Consider the following 3,208-nt stretch of genomic DNA (forward strand, 5'->3'; position numbering starts at 1 on the left):
GTCCTCAAGGACCCCCGGCGTAAGCGCCCCCGGGCTTCATCGCTCGACCACAGCCCGCCGACATCGAGAAGCGTGGATCCGACGCCCTCCCCACCGACGGGATGGGGGGATTATGGGGCGGGGGTTACATGCGGCTACGAGATGACGCTGCTGCGTGTTGATAAACGTTAGAGGTCAAAGGGTTGGCTTCTGGAAGTCGTCTGTTTCAGCGCCAACTTGCAGCATTGAACCGTCATTCCGGGGCGCTCGAAGAGCGAACCCGGAACCCAGGGGATCGGACGCCGTCGTCCGACGCGCCGCCAATATCGAGCCTGGTCCCCTGGGTTCCGGGTTCCTCGCTGCGCTCGGCCCCGGAATGACGGAAGGTGGGGTGGCGCTCCGCCCCGGAATGACGGGGGTGGCGGGCGCCGGGGACAAATCCCTCACAACACCTTCTTCAGCACCGGCCGCAGGTTCACCGCCCCGTCGCGGAAATCCTTCCAGGGATCGGGCTTCTTCAGCAGGGCGGCGGCGTCGTGGAGGGTGTAGGCGCGGGGATCGAGGCCGGTCTTCACCTGCGACCAGGACAGGGGGAAGGCGACGCCGGCGCCGGGGCGGGCGCGGGGGGACCAGGGGGCGACGGCGGTGGCCATGCGGCCGTTGCGCAGATAGTCGAGGAAGATCTTTCCGCCCCGCGCCTTCTTGGCCAGGGTGGTGGTGAAATGGTCGGGGTCGGCGGCGCGGACCCGTTCGCTGACGGCCTTGGCGAAGGCCTTGCACTGGTCCCATTCGATGCGGCTTTTCGCGTCGGCCCTGATCGGCGCGACGACGTGCAGCCCCTTGCCGCCGGTGGTCTTGACGAAGGCGTTGAGGCCGAGGCTCTCCAGCTCCTTCTTCACCGTCTTCGCGGCGGCGATGACGTCGGCGAAATTCAGGCCCTCGTCGGGGTCGAGGTCGAAGGTGATCTGGTCCGGCGTTTCCGGGTCGTTCGGCTTGCAGCCCCAGGGGTGGAGTTCCAGTCCGCCCGACTGGCCGATGGCGACCAGGCCGCCGACGTCGACGACGCCGACATAGGGTTTGCGCTCCTTCACATCGATCAGCTTCAGCCGCGGGTTGGAGCCGGGCATGGCGTGGCGCTGGAAGAAGGTCTCGCCGGTGATGCCCTCGGGCGCGCGAATGATGGAGACCGGGCGGTCGGCGACGTGGGGCAGGATGCGTTCGGCGGCCATCTCGTAATAACGGACGAGGTCGGCCTTGGTCAGGGCCGGCTTGCCGTCGGCCGCGGGCCACAGGATGCGGTCGGGGTTGGAGATGGTGACGCCGGCGACGACCAGTTTCGCCTTGCCGCGCGGCTCGCCGGGGATGGCCAGTTGGGGCGGGGCGGAGACCTTGCCGGTCTCCTTTGACGGCTTCGACGGCGCCTGCGGTTTCTCCGTCACCTCGGGTGCGGACTTGTCTTCGCGCAGGCCCTTGAAGGCCGCCTGACGCAGGGAGCCGGTGTCGGTGTAGCCGCCGTGTTCGATCTCGGCGACGAGGGTGGGCGTGACCCAGTGGATGGTCTGGCCGGCGGAGGACGAGCGGCGCGGGGCGCCCTTGCCGACGAAGGGGCTGTGGTCGGTCTTCGCCTTCCTGAGGGCGGGCAGAAGCGTCTTGAGCAGGGGCTGGCTGTAGCCCGTGCCGACCCGGCCGAGGTGGCGCAGGCCCTTGCCGTCCCTGGCGTCGACGTCCTGCACCCCGACGATCAGGGAGCGGAAGCGGTCGCCCTCGGAGGTCCAGCCGCCGACGACCACCTCGTCCCGGCCGCGGCATTTGGACTTCAGCCAGGTGGTCGAGCGGCCGGCGGTGTAGCGGGCGTCCAGCGACTTGGAGATGACGCCTTCCAGATCCATGCGGCAGGCGCTGTCCAGCACGGCCTGACCGGTAGTGGCGAAATGGTCGACGTAGCGGATGCGTTTCGCGGCGCTCTTCGGGATGCGGTCGATGTACGCCTGAAGCCGCGCCTTGCGGTGGGACAGGGGCAGGCCGCGCAGGTCCTCGTCGCCCTCGAACAGCAGGTCGAAGGCGAAATAGATCAGCTCGCTTGTCTTGCCGTCCGAGATGGCGGCCTGCAGGGCCGAGAAGTCGGGCATGTGGTCCTCGGCGAGGGCGCACAGCTCTCCATCGACGACGCCGTCGGGCCAGTGGGCGGCGTCGTCGGCGTGGGCCTGGAATTTGGCCGACCAGTCGAGGCCCTTGCGGGTGCGAAGGGTCGCCTTGCCGCCGCCGACGCCGATCTGGATGCGGTAGCCGTCGAACTTGATCTCATGCGCCCAGCCGGCGCCGCGCGGGGGGTAGTCGGCGATCTTGCACAGCTGGATGGGGACGAAGGCGGGCGGCTTTTTCGAGGTGCTGGCGGCGGCCTTGGTGGGTTGGGGTTTGGGCGGGGCCTTGCGGGTGGTGGTCTTTGACGACTTCCATTCCTTCGAACCGCCCGCGATCTCGGCCAGGGTGCGGCCCGAGACGATCGAGGCGTCGATCTCCATATTGGCGTCGCCCTCGCCCTCGACGGTGTATTCGTCGCGCTCCTTGATCAGCAGCCAGTTGTTGCGTTTCGAAGGCTTGCCGCGGTCGGAGCGGAGGCGGATCAGCGCCCATTTTCCCTTCAGCCGCTCGCCGTGCAGGACCATCTTGATCTGGCCCTTTTTGAAGGCAGCATCGAGGTCGGGCTCCTGCGGCTCCCACGTGCCGCGGTCCCACATCTGCACCGTGCCGGCGCCGTAGTTGCCGGCGGGGATGGTCCCCTCGAACGAGCCGTAGTCGAGCGGGTGATCCTCGACCTCGACGGCGAGGCGTTTGACCAGGGTGTCGCGCGACGGCGCCTTGGTCACGGCCCAGGACTTGAGTACGCCGTCGACCTCGATGCGGAAGTCGTAGTGCAGGCGCGTCGCGGCGTGGCGCTGGATCAGATAGGTCAGGGCGGTGGTCTTCGCCTTGCCCTTGCGGCCCTTGGGCTCCGGCGTTTCCGCGAAGCTGCGTTTGGCCTGATAGGTTTTGAGTTCGCCGCGGGCTGCCATGGCGGGTGAACGCCGGGGGGCCGGGAGCGTTGCGGCTGTGAAGTGGCTAGTGGCTAGTGGCTGGTGGCTGGCCGCCGCCTGCGGGGCCGCGCTGACCGCGTCGCCCTTCCGCCGTCAGTCGTGCGACAATCACTAGCCACTAGCCACTAGCCACTAGCCACTAGCCACTAGCCACT

Annotated in this window: 1 protein-coding gene; it reads right to left on the reverse strand. The window is 68.3% G+C overall.

Features of this window, described 5'->3' with window-relative positions:
- Nucleotides 1-422: 422 nt before the first annotated feature.
- Nucleotides 423-3,032, reverse strand: a complete 2,610-nt coding sequence (ligD, locus tag V6M42_RS08550; RefSeq protein ID WP_332678198.1) for a DNA ligase D — start codon at nucleotides 3,030-3,032, stop codon at nucleotides 423-425.
- Nucleotides 3,033-3,208 lie beyond the last annotated feature (176 nt).

The organism is Brevundimonas sp., from assembly GCF_036677305.1.
Lineage (GTDB): Bacteria > Pseudomonadota > Alphaproteobacteria > Caulobacterales > Caulobacteraceae > Brevundimonas.